Here is a 24847-nt window from a genome sequence, read left to right on the forward strand (position 1 = left end):
ATCTCTAATCAGCTGCTCAATATTATCAGGCAGCTTAGGCATCGCTGCACTTCTAATCAGCTGCTCAACATGATCAGGTAGCTTAGGCATCGCTGCACCTCTAATCAGCTGCTCAACATGGTCAGGTAACTTAGGAATTGCCGCATCTCTAATCAGCTGCTCAATATTTTCAGGCTGCTGAGGTATTGCAGCATCTCTAATCAGCTGCTCAATATTTTCAGGCAGCTGAGGTATTGCAGCATATCTAATCAGCTGTTCAATATTATCAGGCAGCTTAGGCATTGCAGCACTTCTAATCAGCTGCTCAACATGATCAGGCAGATTAGGCATTGCTACATCAATCTTCTCAAACAGTTTTTCCAATTTCTCAGGTAGTTTAGCTGATATTACCGCAGAGGGCTGAGGCTTATTATTAAGCTGCTGCATGGCATTGTGCCACCCACCAGAAATCCCATTGAGTTCAGCAATGATGTCTAACGCTTGGGCTAGCTTTATTCCCTTTTCCTTGACGAGTTTTTTGGCTTTTTTACGGCAAAATTCGACGGTATTACCAGAAGGGAATTTGATGTGATCGTTTTGGTGTTTCATGATACGCCTGTCCTTCATCAATTTAGATGCGCTAGCCGACATACGCCCTATAGAAGAATAGGGTTAATTGAATTTTCTTTCACTCTGCTGGTCACACACCTTCGCCTAGGTCGGCTAACTGGGTGCAGAAGTACCCATGACATTATCATGCCATGAACGAAGAGGACTCATCAAGATCTTTTCTATTGGCTTTATCAGTTAGCTCTCTCTGGAATCGTAGTATCTTCAACGATGATGCTGACCGTACTCTCCCGCTTGTCGCCAACGTGGCTGTATGGAGCGATACATTGTTGCCAGCCCCATGAGACTTGTATGCTATGTCACATAACACCTAGTGTGCTGTCAGTTGGTTTTACGTACCCAAAGCACAACTTAGATGTAGCTCAGTGTGATCGCCCTCTCATCTAGTTTTCTCTGCTCACAGGTTTGTGACCAAACCACTCATGTAATCTGTTACGATATCACTCATTTGGCACCACAACTTGTGGGCTATGAAATAAGTCGCAAGACGCATTAATTAGAGAGTTGTTAATGAATGATTCCATAGCCAAGCTATCATTTAATTTCATTGGAAAAATCCTCGGCTCAGATACTATTGTTGTGCAGGGAGATAATTTAGTATCCTCAAAAAAAGATAATATATTAGAAAATGACTCTGCATCCGATTTCAGGAGTTTTGCAACTTTTGAACGAAAATTTCTAGGCGGGATACTTACCTACAAGATTGGAAGTAAGACTAAAAAACATAAATTTATTAGATGTGCTGATTCAGATAGCTTCGTTGAGTCGCTAAATATTTTAATAGCAAAACATATTACAACAACAATAGAGCAGAAAGTTACCGAGTTTAATCGTCTTGCTTTTGACGAGTACCCAAGGGACTCTTGGGTAAGCCACCTTACCCAGATATGTGCATCATTGAGCTTCGACTATCAGGCTCAGAACGAGCAATGGGAAAGGTATTTAAAACCTGATCTGATAACGAAGGTTAAAAATGTTATTTCACATCACCCTATTAACATTGAATCTCTACGAGATCGACACGAAAAACTACAACTTATAAAAAGAAAAGGATTCTTTGATGTTGTCGAATCAAATCCATTAACTAATGAGCAGCGTTTGGGAGTATTACGCTCCAATGATAGGAATATGGTGCTTGCCGCTGCTGGCACGGGGAAAACATCAGTCATGGTTGCTAAAACTCTTGATCTAATCGACCGAGAATTAGCAAAGCCATCGGAAATATTGGTTCTTGCGTATAACAATACCGCCGCTAAAGAACTACGTGAACGCCTTGCAGATAAAGCTAAGACGTCTAATATCGAGCTAGAATCAGCTCCACACATAGCTACTTTCCATGCATTAGGCAGAATGATTCTACGTAATTCAAATGTTGATACCAACATATCTGTTTTTACTGATGATGACGTAAAGCTAAAAGTATGGGTCACCTCATGGCTTGAAGAATATTTGTCATCGGATATCGATAGAATTTATGACTTTATAAATTTGTTCCCAGAACCCGTTAACCCTTTTGATTTTAAGTCAAAATCAGAATATGAAGCGTATATCAGGGACAACGAATTTAGAACCCTCAATAGTGATCTCGTTAAGGGCTATCAGGAACTCCTTATAGCAAATTTCCTCTATGAGAATGGTGTTGAGTATAAGTATGAGTCTCCATATGTGACCAAACGGCGTATTGATATTGGTTTTGACTATCGCCCAGACTTTAAAATCATAGAACCTGAACTTTATATTGAGCATTTTGGTATAGACCGTCATGGAAGAACCAGGCCAGATATAGATCGTGTTTCTTATAATCAGTCCATTAATAATAAAAGAATGCTTCATAATGAATGTGAAACTGTTTTAATTGAGACATTCCATTATGAATGGATAGAGAGTGTTTTACTGGAAAACCTCAAGAAAAAGCTGTTAGATAATGGTGTCATTCTTAATCCATTATCTCCTGATGAATTGTTCAGCAAGCTGCGTGATATGGGTCATATCACAGGCTGGGGTGAACTTTTGACAAAAGCCCTCCAATCAATTCGAGTTGAACGCCTCACGAAAGAGTCCATACAGAGTCGGTTCGATGCTACTGGTGTGCATCATTCCAAGAAGCTCTCAGAAATTTTGGATTTGCTTCATCATGCATATATCAGTGAGCTCAGAGAACAGAATGCAATTGACTTTGATGACATGATAATCAGAGCGATTCAGGAGGTGAATGCTGGAAAATATATTCCTGAATGGCGATACATACTGGTTGATGAGTTCCAGGATATATCAACAGCTCGAATGGAGTTCATTCAGACCATCATTAATAATGGGCCACAGCCATCACTAACTGTCGTTGGTGATGATTGGCAGTCAATTTATCGATTTAATGGTGGAAAGTTAGAGCTAACAACTCGCTTTGGTGAAATCGTTGGTAGCTACACGCTTACTAAACTACAAAAGACCTTCCGCTATAACAATAGCATTGCCGATACTGCTGGTCAGTTCATTATGGAAAATCCTGAACAGTATAAAAAGTATATAGAAACGCATACTGTAGTTGAGGATTCACAGATTTATCTGCTTGATGACAAATCCCCAGAAAAAGGCGGTTTGAATAAAAGAGTCGCTGAGGTTGTTCAAAAGATTAGAGAGAATGATGCGACTGGAAGTATCGCCGTCATTGCTCGTTATAACTATCTTTTAAATGAGGCTAAGAGTGCATTAAAACAGACTAATAGTTTGCGCAATGTTAACTTCTGGAGCTTCCATAAAGCTAAGGGGTTAGAGGCAGACTATGTAATTTTAATCGGCTTCTTTCAAGGAAAGATGGGATTCCCTAATGAAAATAAAGACAACCTTATAGTTGAAGCCCTGCTGCCATCTCTAGACCCATATCCTCATTCTGAGGAAAGGCGTCTCCTGTATGTGGGCATTACCCGAGCAAGGAAGAAAGTATATATTATTGCCAATCCTACAGCACCATCCGATTTTGTGACGGAATTACTCTCGCCAAAATACAAGATAAATGTTGTTTCAAAAGCATTCAGTGAGGAATCAAAAAAAAGGTTCAAGTGCCCATACTGTACAGATGGCTATCTAAGGTTGGTCAAGGGGCCGTATAGTGATTTCTATGCTTGTAGCACAGGTTTTGGCTGTCCTGTAGGAAAGGCTAGAGTGTGTGAAAAATGCTACTCACCATCAATTGATACAAGGAATGAGAGTGTTTGCAATAATTCTCTTTGTGGTTGCAAAATTAAAATATGCCCTGAGTGCGGACGACCGATGAAAATCCGTAATGGTCAGTATGGTGACTTTTGGGGATGTACTGGTTATGGGATTAAGGATGACCAGTGCAAGGTTACCATCAAGGTCAAGGCAGGCTTATGATAACTAATTACGTAAGTTAAGGTAGGGGCACATATGGATACGTATTCCGAAATCATAAATGAATTCAATAGTACGTTTTCTACCAATGCTAGCCTGTGTGAAGATTTAAAGGTTGAGTGGGATCTGGGAGATTGTAGGTCTTTTGCTTTATACCAGTTAGTAGAAGACCAACGCAGTGCCCCCTTTGGTACGGTTCTATACCACCATATCGGCAGCTACAACACTGGTGAGGTATATGAGGCAGAGGGGACAGCCGGCTTCAAGCTCAGCTCACGACTCGATAGTATTGAAAAATTTTTCCCTTTGTCTTCAAACGAGGCGACTCGTAGATTAGATATTGGGTATCGGTCACCCTGGCTTGGCGGTAGTTGTGCATTTTCCTCTATTCCATTTAAGCGGTGGTGGGTTGATTCATTTAAAACATTGTGTGCAAATGTTCCTGCCCAGGCTGAGCTGGTTAACTCATTCTTGACGCGAGAGATAGAGGTTCTTGCAGAGGCTGCCAGGAATAAAGGCCATAGAAGTGGCTGGGTTTACAATAGGTTCGTTGATAAACTTGAGTATCTCTCGATGCGAGTGAATCATGAATTTCTTGACTCAACACAATATTTATTTAAGCCTGTGCTGTTTTTTAATGAGTTTTCTCATAACTTGGTTAGTTTGAATGAACAGGAGAAGAAGGAAATAAGACGTGAATTTCTATAAAGCATCTAATTGAGTTGTCAACTCAAGAATTTGTGATGCTTTTAATCTGGCTTCTATTTAGGTTTAAGGAATTAATAAGAAGCCAGATGTGAGGAACATATAATTTATATAAATGCTTGTTATTCTTTTCTGTTTTGTTTTGGCAATGCTCTCATCAGTGTTGAAGGGGTTAAGTTATGGAGGCTCGCATTATGGATAAAGCGCTGTGCAGTTTCTGCCATTCTCGACAACTCTTGTTTTAGTTGTAAGTTTTCTTGTCTCAACTTGGCAATCAGTTCGACAGCTGCGGGCATACTCTTGGGAATTGAAACATCAGCTAAAGCTAGCCGTTTTTTTTTCAGCTCAGCTTTCTTCGTTTTATAGGCATTTGTTAGTATCGGTTTCTTGGATAATGCCTGGCGTGTCGGCTTATAGCCAATAATCATCTCAGATGCATCACATATTGCATCCCAAGTGATGGACTCATTTGCTGGCCAGTTTCTGATAAGGGCTGCAATGTGTTGAAGATGCTTGTCAGTAATTGGACTAGGCATTAATTTTCCTCCGAAAGTAGCCGTAAGCAAGCGGCAAGATCATCACTGTATCCGAAGTCGATAACATCAACATTTTTTTCTAATGATTTTGTTTCTGTGTTATTTAAAATACGCATCTGATGACTAAAGTCAGTACCTTGAATTTTTATTGGGCTACCATCAGCAATATTTTCGTCTGTCATAATCTCAATTAGCTTGTTTAGCCGTTCAAGTGTTTGTAAATGTACTTGTTGCCAACGACTGGCTACTCTACGACCTGCATCTATTGCAGCCTGAGCCGCATCAAGATTTTCTTTAATATGATTACGTTCTTCAGTTATTGCCTCAAGAGATCTGCGGTGACCCTTGCATATTAGTAATTCAGAGCAGTTTAGACAATCAGCATGTTTGTTACAGGGCGTTAATGTATAGTCATGTGTACAAACACCATAACGAGTGGTGATGATTGGCCCAAAATCCATGATGCGATACTCGTCCTGGGTTATAGGCATTGATGTTTTTTGGCTTGGTGTCATGCCAGTTTGAGCTGCTATCTTTTGGGCTTTTCGATCTGGATCACCGTGCATATATACTCTGCTTTGAGCTTGAGATGCTCTGGTTGACCAGCGAGTAATGGCTTCAATCCCAACTCCTGCTTCATCAGCTACAGTGTTCAAAAAATGTCTAAGTTGATGCGAACGCAGCTCTAGCCCTTCGTAACCATGTTTTAATAAAATACTCATGTTCACTATCTTATTACCACGCTCCATATCTCTTGATTCAAGGCGTTTAGCATAATAATCGTAGTTCATTGGCGCGAGCAGTACAGAATTTGTCTGATTTCTAGTGGACAGTTGTTGATATCTGAAGCACATTAGCGACTCTGACATTCGCAATGGTGATCCGCTTGATGAATCTGTAGGATCAACCTGATAAGGAAAGAATGGGTTTAGTTTTTTATTTTCATTTTTTATGAGCGCCCATATTGAATTGAGCGTCCAGCCTTTGCATTTATATTTCCCCGTACAGCGATAGATAAAACTCTCGACATTTTTTGTGCTTGCGAATCCAAGCGCCTGAGTTAGCTCTTCTTGAGTTAGTATCTGATCATCCGACACATTAGGACACTGTGAGTGTCGGTAAAAAATGTCTGGCTTAGTTTCAATGTGTCGTGCTAATAAACGAGAGCTTTCTGTGATTTTCTGAAGTCGCCTCACAGCTTCCTTCGCTAGGGGAGCCATTACTTCGGGAATTTCTTTGTTAACATAACGGCCATTTTTAGGAACCCAATAGGATATGTATAGTTGGCTTTTCCCATTACTATCGGTTTCTTCTTTTAGTGGATTTGTTCTGAAAAATAGCATTTCATTAATGCGCATTGGTGCACATAACAAAAGACATGTCACGCAAGTGATAAAAATGTCTTCATCATCTTGAACACTTGTGTACCCGTTGGAAAATATCTCGGCTATTGCAAGTAGCGTGTCATCTGAAGGAAGTTTTTTAATCGCAGCGTCAGGGGAGTTTTTTAATACGCTAGCATTGGAGTCCTTCCCTAAAAATGGATGTTTCCAGTGTTTAAGGTTGGATGTACTAATATTCCAAGTGGCTAGATTCTTGGCTATGTTTTGGAGTGCATTTCCAATTCCTTGGCGGTCTTTGAATTCTTCAAAAATCATCAATTCGACAGCTCGGTCTAGATGTTTTCCGCTGATTTGTGTTACATCTGCATTTCCATTAATTTCGATTAGTGCAGCTTCAAGTAATTGTAATGCGGCAAAAGCTCTCCTGAAAGTCTTCGTTTTACGGATGTTCTGTGTATATCGTATATAGGATTTAGCAAAATATATGAATGGTGAGGTCATCAAATGTTGTTCTTCAGGTATTTTAGATTGATGCAAACCTCGTGCGCGGATGTTGATAAATCGAATGGAATTAAAGTGTGTTGGCCATACGGCTGCTTCCCAATCGAAACCATCTCGATCACTCCAAAGAGTCACTTTGTCACGTGATAAAACTATCAAGTCGGACAAGTTTTTTTCTGTAGATAATGACGCGTTGGATTTAAAATAAACAATATTGCTCATTTTATTTCCCCTAGGTATATTTTACGTGCCTCGCATAGAGCAATTACTTCTCTCACTGCTTGAATGTCCTTATCTAATTGAAGCGGCACAAGCAGTCGCCGCTGTTGTCTTGGTCTGGGAACTTCATTTTCTAGTCGTTGCCGTTCTAGCAGTCTGTTTAGTACTTCATTGTGAGGGCCAAATACCCAAGGTTGGAATTTGGTACAACGATAGCAAGGAATAGGGACTGAAGCGGAGCAAAAACCATATTCCCCGCATGTACCTACGCCCAAATCTTCCTGCCCATCTAGCTCGATACGGCTAGTCAGATCATCACCTCTGTCTGCTTGTGCCTCGCTATCTCTGAGATTGCCTTGAAACGCTTGGGCTAGAGGGGCTAATAATGGAGCTATTTGCTCGTTTAATACTCTGGCTCTTTCTGCTGGATCATCGTAATAAGCATCGAGAGAAAAATCCGTTTCATGACCCAGCCAATGTTGCAGGGCAGGTCTCGCACAACCAGCGCGAGCTATTTGCCGTGCGCGAGTATATCTGAACCGATATGCATTTTGGACTAATGGTTCATTTGTTCTATGAGAAACTACCGTCTCACCAAATGGACCTGTTTGTATAACACTGGAAACTTGGTTACCGGTTACGTGAAAGACATGTGATGCCAGCATTTCATTTTCATCATCTTCATGAAGAAACCTTGCATCATCCATTCGCTTCCTCAGTACGTTATCAGACCTATGTGTAAAGAGGGGTAATTTTAATTTCTGGTTCTGCGTAAGCTCATGGCCTAATGCCTCTTCAAATCGAAGAATAGTGTCTTTACTTTGACGCTGACAAAGTCGCCATAGTTCATTATTTATTGGATGAACTTCAATCTTTGAACCGCGAAATTCTGATGCATCAGCATCCTTAGCTCCAGGAAATTCAATGCGGCGACCAAAAACTCCACAGCTTATTCCATGCTCCTTGAGATCACAAATCTTCAGATGTGCAAATTGGATTGGACGACGTCCGAACTGTGCTGATAAAAGAAGAATACAAGTTCGCCACAGCGTATCTTCACCAGATTCATACGCCCGCCAAATAGCCTGTACAAGAGAGTCATACTCTTTGTCTGTATACCATCCTTCAGTTGGGTCATCAGATCGGACTCTGCTGCCTGAAGGCCTCTTTGGTTTCGGTAGTTTAACAAGGAATAAGAAGTCAATTACATCCTCTGAAATTGGATAATCCAGTGCATTCCACTTAATAAACAGTTGTTTTATAGAACCAAAAAAACTTGCTCCGACTTTATGACTTCGACATTTATCTAGAAATAATGATAGAGTCTCAACAGTGATGCCATCTATATATGCAAACCTAACATAGGATCTGAAGGCGATAATAATATTGTTTAATGATGCAATACCACCATTTGCACCGAGCCATCCAATGACACCAAGAAATGAGTTGAAGTCTTCATTTTTCAATTTCATCTTTATTGGATGAATATTAAATGAAGCGCCGCCTATTATTTTTAATTTGCGACCTTCTATTATCATATTCTTCGGGAATTTTATTGGTTGAGGTTTGTGTGTAATACGTGCAGTAATATTCATTGATTTATTCTTTACTTGCAGCTCGGTCAGTTCTGACTCTTCTATAAATGCAATGCCCATTTTAGACCTTCTTCTTCGTGTCATTAGCTATCTTTAAGCCAATCTCAAATGCAAGTTGCTCAATATATCGTCTGTTATATATTTTTGATGAAGGTGAGTCATCAACCCAGCCCATACAATATTCTCGAATCTCTCGCTCTTGTTTTTCAGTATAACCTCTTGACTTGGCTTCAAGTGAAAAACGGTAATTCCAATCATGCCTTAATAGATGTGGGTGGATCTCAGATAGCGCAGGAAATTTCTTCTTTAAATTCGATAATGAGGTTTCGAAATTTGATGTGTTAATCCCTAGACCAATCCTTGAACCACCTCTGAAATTCACTAAAAGAGGATCATGGTCTTTAAATCCTACACGGGGAATGTGAGAGCGTCTAATCATGTAATCAGAGATTGTAGTTGCGAGGTTCTCATCAATTGCGAGTTTACGACCAAGTGTTTTAGCTACAGGTTGTTTAACTCTATCATCATTTTCGGCGTCATGATTTCTACGTATAACCAAATATGCTGGCTCACCGCCAGAAGCAGAAATGAAATCTTGTAGCTGAAGTCCAAGGGCTTCTCCGATACGCATACCAGTCGAATACATAATTTGTAAAGCAAGAACATTTCGATGGCGAGTGTTCCGTTGGAGTGGATTTTTGAGACCACATTCAGGGTTGTGAAAGAGATTTAGTAGACATGTTCTTGCATCATCAGATAGTCGTTTGGTTAGTTGATCCTGCTTTTTCCGAGAAGCAGAACCTTGCCGTTTTATGCAACGACCAACTATCGATTTTTCCATACTGTCGATGGCTGAAGCTATCTCAAGTGCGTTAGAATCAGTGATTATTTCTCTTGCACACCACCCTAGATAGCTAGCGACAACACTTAATGAACGATTAAATCGCGACCTTGATATGGTGTTTCCTTGCTTATCCTTCACCTGTAAGAAAGTTGCCAATGAGTCTATTTGATGTGGTTTAAGAAATTGGCGTTTGAGAAAGGCCTGGTGCAGGTCTAAGGATGGTTTCTCTGAATGCGCCCAGTTGTAGAGCTTCTTGATCACCTGGAGTTGTTCTACTTGGCTGTTGTGCATCAGCCCCCGCAACTGTCTTGTGACATAAGCTGTTGGATAGAAAAGTGGAAACGCGGCATGATCAGAATCATCATGGTCAACATCGAACAGTAGTGAGAACCGTTCACCGTTTTGTGCAATGTAATTTCTGATCTGTAGTTTCATGTTTACACTTTTCAGGAGTTTGTTTGTACGATTTTTTGTAGTTTACACTTTTGCCCATAAATCTCATAGAGATTTCAGTCTAACTTCGTGATATAATTGAAATATTGTCTTTATAAACTGGTCTAAGGGTTACAGAGTATGTCTAATAGGGTAATTATTCTGGATACCGAAACCACCGGCATGAACACCGCGGGCGGCCCTGTCTATCTTGGGCACCGCATCATCGAGATCGGCTGTGTGGAGGTGATCAACCGCAAACTCACCGGCAACCATTTCCACGTCTACATCAAGCCGGATCGGCTGGTGGACCCCGAGGCCATCGCCGTGCACGGCATCACGGATGCCTTCCTGGCGGACAAGCCCTTTTTTAGCCAGATAGCGGACGATTTCATCGAGTTCATTCGCGGCGCCGAGCTCATCGCCCACAACGCCCCCTTTGACGTGAGCTTCATGGACTATGAGTTCAGCAAGCTCGGTCTGAACTTCAAGACGGCGGATATCTGCGGCATCACGGATACCCTGGCGATGGCGCGGGATCTCTTCCCGGGCAAGCGCAACAACCTGGACGTATTGTGCGATCGCTACGGCATCGACAACTCTCACCGTACCCTGCACGGCGCCTTGCTTGATGCGGAGATCCTGGCGGACGTCTACCTCCTGATGACGGGTGGCCAGACCAAACTCAATCTGGCGAGCGAAACCAGCGAGAGCGAGACCAGCCAGGATACCGGCATTCGTCGTCTGGAGAGCAATCGCCCGCCGCTCAGGGTGGTGCGCGCGAGCGACGAGGTGGCGGCTGTCCATGAAGCGAGGCTAGATCTGGTACAGAAAAAAGGAGGTGCCTGCCTGTGGCGGCAATGAGATCGCTTTGGGGGCTGCTGCTGCTGGCCTCCCTCCCGGCCGCGGCCAACGAGGTGTTTGCGCCTTCCGACATTCCTCTGCTCGACAACCGCTTTCGCATCGATTACGGCGTGAAGGAGATCACCTTCATCATCAAGCGCAAGCCGGGGACGCCTTCGGTGATCCTGGTGCGACCCGATGGCAGCAAGCTCTATGTGGGCAAGGTCAAGCCGCCCGACGTGGGCTGGTTGCCCCTCAAGGATCAGGATCTCATCACCATCCGCGACCCCATGCCCGGCCCCTGGCAGGCGATCGGAGAGGTGGACCCCGACAATCGGGTGCGCCTGCTCACCGACATCCAGGTCGAGAGCGAGCCGCTACCGGCCCGCCTCTATCAGGGTGAGCGTGTCAAACTGCAATCCCGTCTGCTGATCGATGGCGCGGCGCCTGGAGCGGGTTACTACCTCACCGATCTGGGCATGACCGTCAAGCTGCAGCAGTTCAACGATGCCAGCCAGAGCGGCGATCCCGTGTTCGAGGAGACCCTGGGACGCTACATGGATGATGGCAAGGGGGTGGACGAAGTGCCGGGGGACGGTATCTTGACCGCCGAGGCGGTACTGGACGTCCCTGCGGGAAAATACCGAGCCCTCTTCAGCACCGGCAATGAGGTCTTCTCACGAGCCCAGTCACAGCAGGTGCTGCTCTACCCCTGGCCGGTCAGCTATTCCCTGAATCCCCCCTCCGGGGAGGGGGGAGCCAAGCTCTCTCTGGTCATCGATGTGGATGAACTGGATCCCGCCTCCGTGGTCATCCAGGGCAAGGCCATCGACGGCAGCGGCAGTAGCATGACGTTCAACGAGGTGGCGACAGCGCCGCGTTTTGGCGTGGATCTCTCCGCCCTCAAGGCGGCAGGGCAGTACAAGGTGGAGGCCACCCTCTTTGGAACAACCCGGCTCGGTCGCGAGGTGCAACTGCAATTGCCGGCCAAGTCGTTCACCATAGCACCGCCTCCCCCCCCTCCCGCACCCTCTGCGGCCATGCCTGCATCCGCCGCCACCCCCGACCGGTTCGAGGAGCGGGAGAGTCCGGTCTGGCTGCCCTGGGCGCTGGGGGGAGGTGGCGTGTTGCTGCTCTTGCTGGGGGCCGGTGGTTTCATTCTGCTGCAAAAGCGCCGTACTCTGCACAAGGCGATGGCGGCGCAGAAGGCGCAACTTGAAGAGACGCCAGCAACCCCCAAACTGGATCTCAATCTGCCGGAGCAATAATTCCGCGCACATTGCAAAGAAGCCGCCCAATGGGCGGCTTCTTCATGGTGGCAAGTGGATGGGGTGAACCCGATATCAGTGAGCGCCGATATAGATGTCTTTGTACTGCTCGCGAATATCGAGGAACTTCTCCAGATTGGCCAGCATCAGGTCCACCAGGAGGGGGTCGAAGTGCTCTCCTTTCTCCTCCTTGATCAGCGCCAGCACCTGATCCAGCGGCCAGGCCTGCTTGTAGCAACGATCCGAGCCCAGAGCATCGAACACATCCGCCAGGGCGACGATGCGTCCTTCCAGCGGAATGTCCTCTCCCTTCAACCCGCGGGGATAGCCGCTGCCATTCCACTTCTCGTGATGGTTGCCCGCGATGGTGGCGCCTATCTGGAACAGGGCCAGGTCACTGCCGGAGAGCATGTCCTGCCCAAGCTGGGCGTGGGTTTTCATGATCTCCCACTCCTCGGGAGTGAGTTTGCCCGGTTTGTGCAAGATGGCGTCCGGGATCCCCACCTTGCCGATGTCGTGCAGGGGAGAGGCCCGCTTGATGAGCTCGCACCTGTCCTCATTCATGCCGAGCAGCTTGCAGAACAGTTCGGTGTAGAGGGCCACCCGCTTGACGTGCAAGCCGGACTCTTTCGAGCGGCTCTCCACCAGTTCACCGATGCGATAGATGATCTCTCGCTGGTTGTCACCGATCACCTCGTTGAGCCGGATATTCTCCAGCGCCACTATGATGTTTTCGGTGAACAGGCTCAGCAGCCCGGTATCCATCTGGCTGAGCGGGCGAGTGGTCTCGATGTGGAACAGCAGGTGATGACGGGCATTCTGGCAATAGAGCACCATCTGGTTGCCATCGTAGACATTGGCCCCCTTGGCCATGGCACAACGCAGGATTTCCGGCGCATCGACGAGGCGCAGCATGGGACCATCGCTGAGCAGAGGCTCGAGCACCTGATCCCGCACCTCATACGCCAGGTGCTTCACATCGTAAATCTGGGACTCTTCCAGATTGAGCAGGGCGCTGAGCTGGGTCTGGGCTCCTTCGACGAACTGGCGCAGGGCACGCTGCTCGAAGATCCCCTTGGACGCCTCGATGACCTTCTCCAGCCCCTGTCGATTGCTCTCAAGAGTTCGGATGTCCCGGTAAGAACGCAGGCTGGCGCGCAGCAGGGTGCGCAGTTTCTGGGAGGTAAGCTCGGTCTTGTCCTTGTAGTCGTTGATGTCGTAGTTGGTCACCACGTCATCTTCCGGGGCCTGGCCGGGCTGACCGGTTCGCAGCACGATGCGCACCATCTTGTTTTGCAGCTCGTCGCGCACGAACTTGACCACCTCGAGACCGGCATGATCGACCTCCATGACGACGTCGAGCAGCAGCAGGGCGACATCCGGGGTGAGGGCGAGCAAGGCTTTGGCTTCAGCCGCAGAGTAGGCGTGCAGAAAATCGATCGGCTTGCCGTCGAATTCAAACTTGTTCAGGGTGATTTTGGTGATGCGATGCACTTCGGGTTCATCGTCCACTATCATCACCTTCCAGCCGGCGGGACGCGGTGCTGATTGGGGAAGATCTTCATCATCAATAATCAGGATTTGATCATCCATTATGCAATCCTGTGTGTGATCCTGTGCTTACCTTAACCGCTTCATTCAATATAGGAAACGGATTGATATCCAAAATATGATCCAGTCGGTTTCTCTTTCTTCGTATCGGATGCCATCCACCAGCCCTTTCATGAAAAACGCCTCCACAAGGGAGGCGTTCTGGCATCAGAGGCATCAAGCTGCCCTGTGATAGGCGGAGGCTTCAAACAGTGCCTTGTTGGCCACCAGCTCGACGGGATCGAAATCATCGACGTTGATGGTGCGAAGACGACTCTCCTCGGCACGCCGCAGCAGATCCGCTTCGACCTGGTTGATGGCACCGAGGCTCAGGCCTGCCTCTGCCACCTTGTCGAGCTGGGTGAAGGGGCGTTTGCTCCCTTCGGCCTTGCACACCTTGTCAAACAGCGGCTCTGCGGTCAGCACATCGTCCAGCGCCTGTTCCAGCAGCCCGAAGGGGTTGCCCTCCTCGCGCGTCAGATATTGGCCCTCGGCCAGACGGCTGCGAGTGGCACTTGGCACCTGGAGCAGGCGGGCCACCTGGCTGTCGAGCTTGTCGGAGGGACGCTTCAGGTCGCGACCAAGGGGCAGCACGATGGCGCGCAGGGCCAGACCAATCCAGCGATTCGGGAAGTTGCGCAGCAACTCGTCGATCGCTTCCTGAGCCTTGAACAAAGCGTCTTGCAGTGCCCAGTGCAGCAGCGGCAGGTCGGCTTGCTGGCGTCCTTCATCCTGATAGCGCTTGAGGGCGCTGGAGGCCAGATAGAGCTGGCTCAGCACATCGCCAAGGCGGGCAGAGACCCGCTCTTTGCGCTTGAGCTCGCCACCCAGGGTGCCCATCGCCATGTCTGACAGTAAGGCAAGGTTGGCGGAGAGGCGAGAGAGCTGCTGATAGTAGCCCTTGGTCTGATCCTTGTAGGGCGCGGCGGCGAAGCGGGCACCGGTCAACCCCAGCCAGAAGCTGCGCACCAGGTTGCTGATGGCAAAGCCCACGTGGCTGAACATCGCCTTGTCGAAATCTTTCAGCGCCTGCTCTTTGTCGGGGTGGCTGGCGGCCAGCATCTCCGGCAACACGTAGGGGTGGCAACGGATGGCTCCCTGACCGTAAATGATCATGCTGCGGGTCAGGATATTGGCTCCCTCGACGGTCACCGCGATGGGGGCCCCCTGATAGCCACGGGCCAGATAGTTGTTCGGCCCCATGCAGATGGCCTTGCCGCCGTGGATGTCCATGGCATCGATGATGCACTTCTGGGCGCGGTCGGTGAGGTGGTACTTGACGATGGCGGAGATGACCGAGGGTTTTTCACCGAGATCGATGCCGGTGACCGTCAGTTTGGCGGCGGCGCCCATGATGTAGGCGTTGCCACCCAGGCGTGCCAGCGGCTCTTCAATCCCTTCCATCTTGCCAATCGGCAGCTTGAACTGGCGACGGATGCGGCTGTAGGCACCAGTGGCCAGGGCCAGCATCTTGACGCCGCCCGTGCTGTTGGAGGGCAGGGTGATGCCGCGACCGACGGAGAGACACTCCACCAGCATGCGCCAGCCCTGACCGGCCATGGCCGGGCCGCCGATGATGAAGTCGAGCGGTACAAACACGTCCTTGCCGCGGGTCGGGCCGTTCTGGAACGGCACGTTGAGCGGGAAGTGGCGGCGACCGATGTCGACTCCCTTGATGTGGGTCGGAATGAGGGCGCAGGTGATGCCGAGCTCTTCTTCCTCACCCAGCAGGTGGTCAGGGTCACGCAGCTTGAAGGCGAGGCCGAGTACGGTGGCGATGGGAGCCAGGGTAATGTAGCGCTTGTTCCAGGTCAGGCGCATGCCGAGCACCTCTTCCCCTTCCCACTCGCCTTTGCAGACGATGCCGAAGTCGGGAATCGAGCCCGCATCAGAACCCGCTTCCGGGCTGGTCAGGGCGAAACAGGGGATCTCCTTGCCGACAGCCAGACGGGGCAGGTAGTAATCCTTCTGCTCGTCAGTGCCGTAGTGTTGCAGCAATTCACCCGGCCCTAAGGAGTTGGGCACGCCGACGGTAGAGGCGAGCACGGCGCTGGCGCCGCACAGCTTTTGCAGCACGCAGGACTGGGCGTAGGCGGAGAACTCCAGCCCGCCATATTTCTTCTTGATGATCATGGCGAAGAACTTGTTGTCCTTCAGGTATTGCCACACTTCGGGGGAGAGATCGGCACGCTCGTGGGTCACTTCCCAGTCGTTGACCATGCGGCACACTTCTTCAACCGGGCCGTCCATGAAGGCCTGCTCCTCGGCGCTGAGGGTGCTCACCGGAATGGCGTGCAGCTTCTTCCAGTCCGGGTTGCCGGCAAACAGATCCGCTTCCCACCAGGTCGTCCCCGCTTCGATGGCTTCCTTCTCGGTACGGGACATCTCCGGCATGATGGACTTGTAGATCTTGAACAGCGGCTTGGTCAGCTGGTTACGGCGAAACTCCACCAGATTGAGGGGCAGGGCTATCACCGCGAACAGCGCCCACACCAGCAGGGGTACATGGCCATAGAAGGTGCCGGCGACCAGGGCGGCGGCCGTGGCAAGCGTGGCGGTGAACAGGGACGCACGGCGATAGGCCATGGCGCCGATCACCAGGATCACCCCGAGCAGAGTGAGGGTCGTCGTCATTGTTTGCTCCTTGCATGAATTGCCGAGGTTGGGAAATTGGCGTTAACTGATCCAGAGGTCTGACCTGTTGGATGTGGCCCCTGTTGTAATTCATACGCACAAACTTATCAAGCTGTTTACAAGCCTGTTACCTTGGCTCTGTGATCGCCATAACGCGCTGCCCGCCCCATCTTGGCGGGCGGGGGGCGACGATTGGACTGGCTTGTGCGACAATGCCGCCACCCTATGTTGGACGACGAGATTTCAAGAACCATGTACCAAGAACTGATCCGCAACGAGTTGACCGAGGCTGCCAGCGTGCTTCAGGCGTTCCTGGCAGATGAGCAAAATCTGAAAAACATCGAGGCGGCGGCCAGGCTGCTCGCCGACTCCTTCAAGCAGGAAGGCAAGGTACTCTCCTGCGGCAACGGCGGCTCCCACTGCGATGCCATGCACTTTGCCGAGGAGCTGACCGGTCGTTATCGCGAGAACCGCCCAGGCTATGCCGGCATCGCCATCTCCGATCCCAGCCACCTCTCCTGCGTCTCCAACGACTTTGGCTATGACTATGTCTTCTCCCGCTATGTGGAGGCCGTCGGCCGCCGTGGTGATGTGCTGCTCGGCATCTCCACCAGCGGCAACTCCGGCAACATCCTCAAAGCCATCGAGGCGGCCCGTGCCAAAGGGATGAAGGTGATTGCCCTGACCGGCAAGGACGGCGGCAAGATGGCTGGTCTGGCCGATGTGGAGATCTGTGTACCGCACTTCGGTTATGCCGACCGCATCCAGGAAGTGCACATCAAGGTGATCCACATCCTGATCCAGCTGGTTGAAAAAGAGATGGCCAAGTAATCAACGATCCGGGATTGAGAGGGGGGGATGGGTGACCATACCGGCCCTCTCATCCAGCCGTGACGGTTGATTGACGAAACCAGAGTCAAGACATTCAGGGAGTGGATGGTATATGTGCGAACTGCTCGGCATGAGTGCCAATGTGCCGACCGACATCTGCTTCAGCTTTACCGGGCTGATGCTGCGGGGCGGCAAGACCGGTCCCCACAAGGATGGCTGGGGGATCACCTTCTATGAGGGGCGGGGTTTTCGCACCTTCAAGGATCCCGAACCCAGCGCCCAGTCTCCCATCGCCAAGCTGGTCCAGGCACTGCCCATCAAGAGCCGCGCCGTGGTCAGCCATATCCGGCAGGCGAACCGGGGGTGTGTCTCCTTGGAAAACACCCACCCCTTTACCCGCGAACTGTGGGGCCGTTACTGGACCTTTGCCCACAATGGCCAGTTGACCGGTTACAAGAGGCTGCCCACGGGGCGGCACCGCCCGGTAGGCGACACCGACAGCGAGCACGCCTTCTGCTGGCTGCTCGACAGGCTGGAGCACAAGTACCCCAAACGGCCGGCAAATTTCCCCGCCATGTTCCGCTACCTCGCGACCCTGTGCGACGAGCTGCGCGGGCTCGGGGTGTTCAACATGCTGCTGTCGGACGGAGAGTTCGTGATGACCTATTGCAGCAACAATCTTTACTGGTTGACGCGCAGGGCTCCCTTTGGCGAAGCCCGTCTGCTGGATGAGGATGTGGCCATCGACTTTCAGAGTGAAACCACGCCGAACGATGTGGTGACCCTGATCGCCACCCGGCCGCTCACCGGCAACGAGAATTGGGTGAAGATGGTGCCCGGGGAGTTCTGCCTGTTCAGGCTGGGCGAGCTGGAATATGGCAATGCAGCCAACTTGTTGAACCAGAAATAAAAAATACCAGGGTAGATGTCTACCCTGGTTCTTCGCAGCAGCCATACAGGCAAAAAGGGATGAGAGAGGTGTTGCTGAGCCGCATCATTCTCATGGGTTGCATTGTTACTTTAATGTTAATTTTGTAACAACCTTTATCTCTCTCCATTCTGGCTGACATACCGATAACTTGAAGCTGCTCACATTCTGGTGTCGCAAGAGCATCCGGAGCGATACGGGCATGCCCGAAGGACGGGTGACAGCGGGGCTGTGGGTCCGCTATATTGTGGTCTGTTTGAATACCATCATAGGGAAGAGAAGATGGAGTGGCTGGATCAGAAAGTGCTGCGACAACTGGCAGATGATATCGGTCACGAGATGATGCCAGTCGTCATCTCGGTGTTTGTCGAAGAGGTAGGCGAGCAGTTGGCCCAATTAAGACCGCTTTTTGAGCAGCGGGACTGGTCAGCCCTTGCGCGTGTTGCCCACAGCATGAAATCGTCCTGTGGCAGCTATGGCGCCAAACCCAGCTATCAGCAGGTGATGGATCTGGAGTCCGCCTGTCGCCGGGAAGATGAGCAAGAGGCCGGCAGACTGCTGGCTGAGCTGGAGCACTCACTGCCCCAGGTCTTCACCCATCTGGCCCAGTTTCACTGAGCCAGAAGGGCATCAGCCCGCCATGTCGCGCTCGCCAAGCCTGCTCAGGATCACGGTGTCGAGTGCCAGCCGCAGCTTGAGGCGGTCGTGGCGGTGGGGGAGGGCCGCTTCACCCAGCTCGGCCCGAACGAGGCAGTGCTGCAACTCGGGTATCTGGGGGCCCTCGGGAGCCACAATGGCATCGATCCGGCCGCTGCCAATCCGCTCTTCCAGCCAACGATGTTGACTGGACAGTGACAACTGGCCTGCCGGACCCTCTTCGTCCACCAGATTGCTGATGAACACTACGATGGCGCGGCTGCTGCGGATCGCCTCCGCAATCTCGCGCAGCAGCAGAGGAGGCATGATGGAGGTGAGGAAGCTGCCCGGCCCCAGGATGATCATGTCGGCCTGGCTCAGCGCCTCGATCGCTTCGCGCGTGGCGGGCACGACCGGTTTCAGGCTCAGGGCCCGTGGCGGTGTGGTGAGCTGATCGATGGAGACCTCTCCCAGGATCTGATCGCCACAGACGGTGTGGGCGCACAGATCGGTGGGATGCTCGGACATGGGCAGCAGATTGGGTTCAATTTCCAGCATGTCGCTGATGAGCCGGATGGCATCCAGGGGGCGCACGCAGAGGTTGTCGAGGGCCAGCAGCATCAGGTTGCCGAGGTTGTGGCCCGCCAGCTCGCCGCGGCCGGTAAAGCGGTGCTCGAACAGCTGGCTACCGATGCTGGGGGTGGTCACCAACTGGTTGAGGCAGTTGCGCAGATCCCCCCAGGCGATGCACTCCTGGCTTTTGCGCAGGCGTCCGGTGGAGCCGCCATCATCCGTGGTGGTGACGATGCCCGTCAGCCGGGATCCCAAGAACGACAGGGAAGAGAGCACCCGGCCCATACCGTGCCCGCCGCCGATGGCGACAACCCGGTCGAAGTCATTGATATTTTTCTGCCACATGCAGTGATCCCGTGGGAGGCCAGTGAGCACCATTCTAGTCTCCATGGCCAGGTAATTGTTTGATAAGGGTATGATTTTTGCTTGATGCAAGCATCCCGTACCCCTAGGAGACGATGTTGAACTTCCTGACGGCTCACTCGCTTGCCGAGACGACCCCACTGGCCGCCCAACAAGTTACAGAGCGGTTGCATGCCCAGTCATCCCATGTTCCATCGCTGTTGCTGGTCTATTTTACCCAAGCACACGAGGCGGCGGAACTGCGCCGTGCGCTCAAGGCACGTTTTCCCGATACCCGGCTGATCGGTTGCAGCTCCTGCGGCGGTATCCTGACCCAGGATGGCCATCATGGTCGGCATGGCTGGAGCCTGTCGGTCGCCGCCCTTTATGATGACAAGGGGGCCTATGGCGTGGCTGGCCAGATGGGGGATCAACCGGATGTGCGGGCATTGCTGCGCCGCGCCATCGCCGATGGTGGCCGACCGGGAGAGCTGCCGCAGCTCGTGTTGCTGCACACCAGCCCGGGGCTGGAGGAGGTTGTGCTCGCGGGGATTGACGCCGAGTTTGGCGCGACCGTTCCCGTCGTCGGCGGGTCGGCGGCAGACGACGGCGTGGCCGGGCAGTGGCAGCTGTGCTGGGACGAAGGGGAGGGATCACAAGGGTGCGTGTTGGCGGTGCTTTACCCCGATTGCCAACTGGCGTTCCAGTTTCATTCAGGCTATGTACCCACCGAGTGTCGCGGCATCATTACCGGGATAGACGGGCGGGAGGTGCTGACCATCGATCACGAGCCGGCGGCCCGGGTCTATGGTCGCTGGACCGAGCGTGCGACGCCCTGGCCGGTGGGCCCCATCCTCAAGGAGACGACGCTCTCGCCACTGGCCCGTCAGGTCGGCATGCTCGATGACCTGCCCTACTACAAGCTCTCCCATCCCGAGGCGGTGACGGCGCGGGAGGGGCTGCGCCTCTTTACCGAAACCCGACTGGGAGAGCGGCTGCTGCTCATGTACAGCAGCCAGGAAGGGTTGTTGCAGCGTAGCCTGAATGCGGTGAATATCGAGCCTGAATATGGCATGGCGAGCAATATGCGCCCCTTTGGCGCCCTGGTGGTGTTTTGTGCCGGTTGTCGGCTGGCACTGGGGGACAGGCTGGGGGACATCGTCAGTCAATTCAGTCAGAGGCTGGGTGAGATCCCCTTCATCACGCCCTTTACCTTCGGTGAACAGGGACGATTACCCCATGGTGAGCTGGCGCACGGCAACCTCATGGTGTCGAGCGTAATCTTCCTCGAGAGCTGACACTGTGCTGGATTCAAGATGATAGGGAATAGCGAACTCGAAACTCTGGGTGACAAACTGCAAACCACGCTGGTGGAGCTGATGCGTTGCCGGGAGCGGGAGGCCAGATATCGGGAGGAGTCCCAAGCCCTGCTGTGCGGGGTGGCGACCCTGGCACAGGCCCAGAGTCTGGAGCAGGTACTGGAGAGTCTCATTCTTGCTCTCAAGCCCTTTATCGGATTCGAACAGGCGGACGTGGTCGCCTGGGAGGCCGTGAGGGGCAGCACCCATCTGAGCACCCAGCCGGACGAGGTGGGCCGGATCTGGTCGCTGACACCGATCTTCTCCAGGGCCATCGAGGGGGAGACCCTGGTTATCTATGATCCTGCCCAACTGCCTGAGCTGGCGCCGCTGGCGGGGGCGCCGGGCTGGGCCAGCGTCATGATGACAGGCTTGCAGGGACCGGGGTTTTCCGGGGTGCTCATCTGTCGGCACAGCGTGGCGGGCACCTTCGATCTCAAGAGCAAGGCGGCGATGCAGCGTTGTCGCCCGCTCATCTCCCAGGCCCTGGTCAACATCGCCTATCGGGCTCGCCTGCAAGAACAGGTTGACCTCAAGACCCTGGCCCTGCAGGCCAGCGAACAGCGTTTTCGCAGTTTTGCCGCCATGGCCTCCGACTGGTTCTGGGAGACCGATCCCCAGCACAGGCTCAGCTATGTCTCTGCCCCTGGCTATCAGGGAGAGGTGCTGGCCCGCCAGACGGGGAGAAGCCTCTATGATTTTGCCCACGACAAGCAGGACCCGGCCTGGAGCCACTACCGGCACCTGATCGCCCACCATCTGCCGGTGCGGGGAATGCGGGCCCAGGTGATGCTGGCGGGCGGGCCTTGCTGGATGGAGATCAATGCGGAGCCTTGCCATGATGCCGGTGGCCGCTTCCTCGGCTATCGGGGCACGGCGCGGGAGATAGGCAGCCAGATCCGCCGCGAGCAGGAGCTGGCGCGGGCGCGGGACGATGCCGAGACGGCCAACCGTGCCAAATCCCAGTTCCTCGCCATGATGACCCACGAGATCCGCTCTCCCATGAACGCCGTGCTGGGGATGCTGGATCTGCTGCAGCACGGCCGGCTCGACACTCCGCAACAGACCCTCATCGGCCATGCCACCCACTCTGCGCATCTGTTGCAGACCATCATCGACGATGTGCTCGATTTCTCGAAAATAGAGTCACATACCCTGACGCTGCACTGTGAACCCTTTCAGCCAGCCGAGCTGTGCCGTGCCCTGGTGGAGCCCTTGCAGGCACAGGCCAGTGCCAAGGGCATCACTCTGCACTGGCATCTGGATGAGACGCTCCCCGAACGCCTTCAAGGGGATGCCGTCCGCCTCTCCCAGGTGATAGGCAACCTGCTTGGCAATGCCGTGAAGTTCACCTCCGTCGGTAGCGTGCGTCTGGCGTTGACCTGGGAGGAGGAAAAGCTGGGGGTCATGGTCAGCGACACGGGGATCGGCATCTCCACCGAGGATCAGGCGTTGCTGTTCGAACCCTTCTATCAGGTCGACAGTTCGGCAACCCGCCGCTTCTCCGGCTCGGGGCTCGGGCTGGCCATCTGCAGGCGGCTGGTGCAGCTGATGGGGGGAGACATTTGCGTGCAGAGCACGCCTGGGCTGGGAAGCTGCTTCTGGTTCGAGCTGCCCGGGATGGCCTCTCCCTGTGCTCCGGCCGCCGCCCCCGATAGTGAAGAGTGCGCCAGACTGGAGCTGGATGTGCTGGTGGTGGAAGACAGTCCGGTCAATCAGCTGGTGGTATCCCTGATGCTGCAGAAGCTGGTGTGCAGGGTGAGGCTGGCAGGCAATGGGCTGGAGGCCCTGGCACAGGTGGCGAAGCAGCAGCCGGACCTTGTCCTGATGGATATGCGGATGCCGCAGATGGATGGGCTGGAGGCGACCCGACGCCTGCGGGACATGGGGTGCGAGGTGCCCATCGTCGCGTTGACGGCCAATGCCATGATGGAGGACAGGGCCCGCTGCCTTGCCCAGGGCATGAACGATTTTCTGGCCAAACCCATCAGTCTTGCCAGGCTGCGAAGCTGCCTGCTCCGCCATTGCAGGTGATGCCGGCCGATTTTGGGTAAAAAAAATGGTCAACCTGGTGGTTGACCAATTCTTCAGCAAATACTGAAGAGAGCACGGGATAAATCGGGTTGTACGGTTTTATATGAAAAAGTCGTGCCAACTTTTCAAAACCTGTTATTTGCGGCCTGTAGCTGAATTGTGTGTTATTTATCGCTACCGTGATTGCAAAATGCAATTCTCATTTTTTCATTATAAGAATGCAGTGCCGAGAATTCGCGTTTTGCAAACCAACCGTTGACTCACTCTTTGACTCACTGTGCGATCAGTCGGCGCAAGAACTGGCGCGCCGCTTCACTGTTCTGTTTGGCAATCAACATCTGTTTTTCATAGATCGGCATGGGCAGGATCTCGAGCCAGCGTTGGCAGAGCCAGGCTGCATCGTCGAACTGCTTGTCCGGGTAGAGCTCATCCAGTTCCGGGTATTGTGCAAAGACCTCTCTCAATCGGCTGACCAGCTGGTTGTCGCTGATATCAGAATCCGCACTCGGCCAGTTGGGCAGTGGCTCGACCTGGGCGTGCCTGAGGCCTGCGTCATCCGTTTCCATCTCGTGGATGCAGAAGCGTTCAAGGCCGAGCACGGTGACCCCGAGCAAACCGTCGTTGAGGGTATAAAAATCAGTCACCTTGACGCGGGTTCCGACCGGGAGAATCCGTCCGCAGGTACCCGTGCTGGTAGTCTCTTCCATCACGATGCCAAAACCCCGATCCTCGAGGAAGGACTCCTTGAGCATCTGCAGGTGGCGCGGCTCGAACAGGCGAAGGGGGAGCTTGCCGCCGGGCAGAATATGGGACGGCAAGGGGAACAGTGCCAGTTGTTGAAGTTTCATGTTCCATCCTCCTAATCAGTCATTGCTGAATGTGACAATGCAGTGACCGTGCCAGAGAGAGGTGGCGTGGCGAAGGGGTGAGCTATTTCCCGTGGTTATTTTTAATATCCATTTAAAATCAATCTATTGTGATTTGATGTCGCGAATGCAAGCAAGGTAGTGCGAAAGGGATTCAGGTGAGGTGTTAGGGCGCCGAACATACCCCGTGTGCAGAATGAGTCTATTTTCGCATATTGCAAATTTGATTCATGCAAAATGCCTGTTACAGACCCATTCAGCGATTGGGGGCAAAGGCCAGGGGATCAGGTGGTCAATTCGGTGTGCTGTGTCATGCCGTCCAGCATCAGGGCGGCTATCTCGTCATACATCTGCGACCAGGCCTGTGCCAGTGCCGGGGTAAAACCACTGCCGAGACGCCGTGCCAGTACCTGGGTCAGCGCCTGTTTGAGCAGCGCAAACTGGTGGGGTTGAACGTTGAATCGCTGGTGACGCCTGCCGAGATCGCGAATGATGAAACCCAGTGCATCCAGCTGGGAGAGGCTGGTGATGACGGTGTTCAGGGTGTCCGACACCTTGGCAACGGGCAGCTCCTGATATGGGGGAAAGAGGGCCCTGAGTTCGGGGGACAATCTGAACAGCTCTTCATACACCTCCTGGACATAGCTGTTGTTCAGGGCGCTCACCCTGCCCCAGGCTTTCTGGACCAGCTCTATCTGCTCAAAGGTCATGTCGATGTTTCCTTCCCGTGCGATGTCATGAAAATAATAATCCATCTACTCAATAGAGCACCGGGTTCCGCGCCATTTGGG

The 24847-nt window shown here is 52.0% G+C and carries 18 protein-coding genes; 9 read left to right on the top strand and 9 right to left on the bottom strand.

Annotated features, from left to right (window positions below; all coding sequences use genetic code 11):
- The first annotated feature begins 1119 nt into the window (after window positions 1-1119).
- The gene (locus tag PG879_RS13185; protein ID WP_119196781.1) at window positions 1120-3981 is read left to right on the top strand and encodes a UvrD-helicase domain-containing protein; all 2862 of its coding nucleotides are present in this window, start codon (window positions 1120-1122) and stop codon (window positions 3979-3981) included.
- A 33-nt stretch (window positions 3982-4014) separates the two neighbouring features.
- Complete coding sequence (locus PG879_RS13190; RefSeq protein WP_125117152.1) at window positions 4015-4686, top strand: hypothetical protein; 672 nt, start codon at window positions 4015-4017, stop codon at window positions 4684-4686.
- A gap of 119 nt (window positions 4687-4805) precedes the next feature.
- Here the strand turns inward: PG879_RS13190 and PG879_RS13195 are convergent, their stop codons facing one another.
- The 4 genes from PG879_RS13195 to PG879_RS13210 are packed head-to-tail and all read right to left on the bottom strand — an operon-like array spanning window position 4806 to window position 10156.
- Window positions 4806-5219 (bottom strand): hypothetical protein, encoded by a 414-nt coding sequence (locus PG879_RS13195; protein WP_125117153.1) that lies wholly within the window; start codon window positions 5217-5219, stop codon window positions 4806-4808.
- The gene (locus PG879_RS13200; RefSeq protein ID WP_125117154.1) at window positions 5219-7285 is read right to left on the bottom strand and encodes an integrase; all 2067 of its coding nucleotides are present in this window, start codon (window positions 7283-7285) and stop codon (window positions 5219-5221) included. The genes PG879_RS13195 and PG879_RS13200 overlap by 1 nt, the downstream gene beginning before the upstream one ends.
- Window positions 7282-8937: a hypothetical protein gene (locus tag PG879_RS13205; protein WP_125117155.1), complete on the bottom strand. Its 1656-nt coding sequence runs from the start codon at window positions 8935-8937 to the stop codon at window positions 7282-7284. The genes PG879_RS13200 and PG879_RS13205 overlap by 4 nt, the downstream gene beginning before the upstream one ends.
- A 1-nt stretch (window position 8938) precedes the next feature.
- Window positions 8939-10156, bottom strand: a complete 1218-nt coding sequence (locus PG879_RS13210; RefSeq protein ID WP_119196780.1) for a tyrosine-type recombinase/integrase — start codon at window positions 10154-10156, stop codon at window positions 8939-8941.
- Window positions 10157-10294: 138 nt separating this feature from the next.
- Between PG879_RS13210 and dnaQ the strand changes: the two genes are divergently transcribed.
- Window positions 10295-11017 (top strand): DNA polymerase III subunit epsilon, encoded by a 723-nt coding sequence (dnaQ, locus tag PG879_RS13215; RefSeq protein ID WP_270830294.1) that lies wholly within the window; start codon window positions 10295-10297, stop codon window positions 11015-11017.
- On the top strand, window positions 11014-12264 hold the full coding sequence (locus PG879_RS13220) for a TIGR03503 family protein (RefSeq protein ID WP_171864876.1): 1251 nt from the start codon (window positions 11014-11016) through the stop codon (window positions 12262-12264). Before dnaQ ends, PG879_RS13220 begins: the two co-directional genes overlap by 4 nt.
- 75 nt (window positions 12265-12339) lie before the next feature.
- On the opposite strand, the gene PG879_RS13225 is transcribed toward PG879_RS13220, so the two are convergent.
- Both PG879_RS13225 and fadE read right to left on the bottom strand, forming a co-directional pair.
- Entirely contained in the window at window positions 12340-13857 is a 1518-nt protein-coding gene (locus tag PG879_RS13225) for an HD domain-containing phosphohydrolase (protein WP_039038835.1), read from the bottom strand.
- Window positions 13858-14031: 174 nt separating this feature from the next.
- A complete protein-coding gene (fadE, locus tag PG879_RS13230) occupies window positions 14032-16488 on the bottom strand; it encodes an acyl-CoA dehydrogenase FadE (RefSeq protein ID WP_270830296.1) in 2457 nt (818 codons plus the stop codon).
- Between the two features lie 252 nt (window positions 16489-16740).
- Here fadE and lpcA point away from each other — a divergent pair, with 252 nt between their 5' ends.
- From lpcA to PG879_RS13245, 3 genes are all read left to right on the top strand, one after another.
- Window positions 16741-17319, top strand: coding sequence for a D-sedoheptulose 7-phosphate isomerase (gene lpcA / locus PG879_RS13235; RefSeq protein ID WP_270830297.1), 579 nt, complete (start codon window positions 16741-16743; stop codon window positions 17317-17319).
- A 112-nt stretch (window positions 17320-17431) separates the two neighbouring features.
- On the top strand, window positions 17432-18229 hold the full coding sequence (locus PG879_RS13240) for a class II glutamine amidotransferase (protein WP_010674143.1): 798 nt from the start codon (window positions 17432-17434) through the stop codon (window positions 18227-18229).
- A 300-nt stretch (window positions 18230-18529) separates the two neighbouring features.
- Complete coding sequence (locus PG879_RS13245; RefSeq protein ID WP_039038838.1) at window positions 18530-18865, top strand: Hpt domain-containing protein; 336 nt, start codon at window positions 18530-18532, stop codon at window positions 18863-18865.
- A 12-nt stretch (window positions 18866-18877) separates the two neighbouring features.
- Here the strand turns inward: PG879_RS13245 and PG879_RS13250 are convergent, their stop codons facing one another.
- The gene (locus PG879_RS13250) at window positions 18878-19801 is read right to left on the bottom strand and encodes a gluconeogenesis factor YvcK family protein (protein ID WP_270830298.1); all 924 of its coding nucleotides are present in this window, start codon (window positions 19799-19801) and stop codon (window positions 18878-18880) included.
- 113 nt (window positions 19802-19914) lie between these two features.
- Here PG879_RS13250 and PG879_RS13255 point away from each other — a divergent pair, with 113 nt between their 5' ends.
- Window positions 19915-21096: an FIST signal transduction protein gene (locus tag PG879_RS13255; RefSeq protein ID WP_270830299.1), complete on the top strand. Its 1182-nt coding sequence runs from the start codon at window positions 19915-19917 to the stop codon at window positions 21094-21096.
- A gap of 18 nt (window positions 21097-21114) precedes the next feature.
- Complete coding sequence (locus PG879_RS13260) at window positions 21115-23190, top strand: ATP-binding protein (protein ID WP_270830300.1); 2076 nt, start codon at window positions 21115-21117, stop codon at window positions 23188-23190.
- Between the two features lie 272 nt (window positions 23191-23462).
- On the opposite strand, the gene PG879_RS13265 is transcribed toward PG879_RS13260, so the two are convergent.
- Both PG879_RS13265 and PG879_RS13270 read right to left on the bottom strand, forming a co-directional pair.
- Window positions 23463-24038 carry an LON peptidase substrate-binding domain-containing protein gene (locus tag PG879_RS13265; RefSeq protein WP_043154220.1) on the bottom strand — a complete coding sequence of 192 codons (576 nt, stop codon included), beginning with the start codon at window positions 24036-24038 and terminating at the stop codon, window positions 23463-23465.
- 302 nt (window positions 24039-24340) lie between these two features.
- Complete coding sequence (locus tag PG879_RS13270) at window positions 24341-24766, bottom strand: globin domain-containing protein (RefSeq protein ID WP_042882584.1); 426 nt, start codon at window positions 24764-24766, stop codon at window positions 24341-24343.
- Window positions 24767-24847: the final 81 nt, after the last annotated feature.

Origin of the sequence: Aeromonas sp. QDB63 (assembly GCF_027707425.1) — a bacterium.
Taxonomy (GTDB): Bacteria; Pseudomonadota; Gammaproteobacteria; order Enterobacterales; family Aeromonadaceae; genus Aeromonas; species Aeromonas caviae.

What these genes read in the sequence shown, in the direction of transcription:
- PG879_RS13200 (WP_125117154.1), bottom strand. Translation starts at nt 7,285, where the DNA reads ATGAGCAATATTGTTTATTTTAAATCCAACGCGTCATTATCTACAGAA.
- PG879_RS13250 (WP_270830298.1), bottom strand. Translation starts at nt 19,801, where the DNA reads ATGTGGCAGAAAAATATCAATGACTTCGACCGGGTTGTCGCCATCGGC.
- PG879_RS13270 (WP_042882584.1), bottom strand. Translation starts at nt 24,766, where the DNA reads ATGACCTTTGAGCAGATAGAGCTGGTCCAGAAAGCCTGGGGCAGGGTG.
- PG879_RS13245 (WP_039038838.1), top strand. Translation starts at nt 18,530, where the DNA reads ATGGAGTGGCTGGATCAGAAAGTGCTGCGACAACTGGCAGATGATATC.
- PG879_RS13260 (WP_270830300.1), top strand. Translation starts at nt 21,115, where the DNA reads ATGATAGGGAATAGCGAACTCGAAACTCTGGGTGACAAACTGCAAACC.
- dnaQ (WP_270830294.1), top strand. Translation starts at nt 10,295, where the DNA reads ATGTCTAATAGGGTAATTATTCTGGATACCGAAACCACCGGCATGAAC.
- PG879_RS13225 (WP_039038835.1), bottom strand. Translation starts at nt 13,857, where the DNA reads ATGGATGATCAAATCCTGATTATTGATGATGAAGATCTTCCCCAATCA.
- PG879_RS13240 (WP_010674143.1), top strand. Translation starts at nt 17,432, where the DNA reads ATGTGCGAACTGCTCGGCATGAGTGCCAATGTGCCGACCGACATCTGC.
- PG879_RS13220 (WP_171864876.1), top strand. Translation starts at nt 11,014, where the DNA reads ATGAGATCGCTTTGGGGGCTGCTGCTGCTGGCCTCCCTCCCGGCCGCG.
- fadE (WP_270830296.1), bottom strand. Translation starts at nt 16,488, where the DNA reads ATGACGACGACCCTCACTCTGCTCGGGGTGATCCTGGTGATCGGCGCC.
- PG879_RS13265 (WP_043154220.1), bottom strand. Translation starts at nt 24,038, where the DNA reads ATGAAACTTCAACAACTGGCACTGTTCCCCTTGCCGTCCCATATTCTG.
- PG879_RS13255 (WP_270830299.1), top strand. Translation starts at nt 19,915, where the DNA reads ATGTTGAACTTCCTGACGGCTCACTCGCTTGCCGAGACGACCCCACTG.
- PG879_RS13195 (WP_125117153.1), bottom strand. Translation starts at nt 5,219, where the DNA reads ATGCCTAGTCCAATTACTGACAAGCATCTTCAACACATTGCAGCCCTT.
- lpcA (WP_270830297.1), top strand. Translation starts at nt 16,741, where the DNA reads ATGTACCAAGAACTGATCCGCAACGAGTTGACCGAGGCTGCCAGCGTG.
- PG879_RS13205 (WP_125117155.1), bottom strand. Translation starts at nt 8,937, where the DNA reads ATGGGCATTGCATTTATAGAAGAGTCAGAACTGACCGAGCTGCAAGTA.
- PG879_RS13190 (WP_125117152.1), top strand. Translation starts at nt 4,015, where the DNA reads ATGGATACGTATTCCGAAATCATAAATGAATTCAATAGTACGTTTTCT.
- PG879_RS13185 (WP_119196781.1), top strand. Translation starts at nt 1,120, where the DNA reads ATGAATGATTCCATAGCCAAGCTATCATTTAATTTCATTGGAAAAATC.
- PG879_RS13210 (WP_119196780.1), bottom strand. Translation starts at nt 10,156, where the DNA reads ATGAAACTACAGATCAGAAATTACATTGCACAAAACGGTGAACGGTTC.